The organism is Treponema sp. R80B11-R83G3 (assembly GCF_054786115.1).
Genome location: NZ_BDHF01000461.1, coordinates 1 through 492, shown reverse-complemented (window position 1 = coordinate 492; position 492 = coordinate 1). Strand labels below are relative to the sequence as shown.

At 41.9% G+C, this 492-nt stretch carries 1 protein-coding gene; it reads left to right on the top strand.

Annotation, left to right across the window (positions count from 1 at the left end):
* Positions 1-353: alpha/beta hydrolase (locus tag ACYVRH_RS14465; protein ID WP_461257566.1), on the top strand; the 353-nt coding region annotated here is incomplete at its 5' end.
* Positions 354-492: the final 139 nt, after the last annotated feature.

The following is a 492-nucleotide window of genomic DNA, read 5'->3' as shown; positions in this document are numbered from 1 at the left end:
CCGTGAGCCTGGGCTATCCCGACAGCGCGGCTCATTACGGAAGAAATCCTGAGTGGGCGGAAAGTTTTAAAAGGGAATACCCTGCGAAAGATTTTTCGTATTTCACCTATCTTGATAAAATCGCGCCAAACACTCCCATACTGCTTGAGCAAGGAGATAAAGATAGAGGCGTTCCAAAAGAGTGGAGTGACGCTTTATCACAGGCAATAACGGAAGAAAATCTGCGCCGTGGAAAAGCGGGGATTGGGAAAATACTTTTACGTTACGAAGTGTATAAAAACGCGGATCACAATTTAAATCCCTATTGGTCAACTGTTCTTCCCCGCGATGCCGCGTTTTGGGAGCAATATTAGCAGTATTTATACTAAGGAGATATTATGATGGTTGAATGGGTTGGTTACTTGGCGTCAATTTTAATCGCTATATCAATAACTATTAGCAGTAATTTTTATTTTCGTATTCTTAATCTTGTAGGTTCGGCTTGCTTTATGG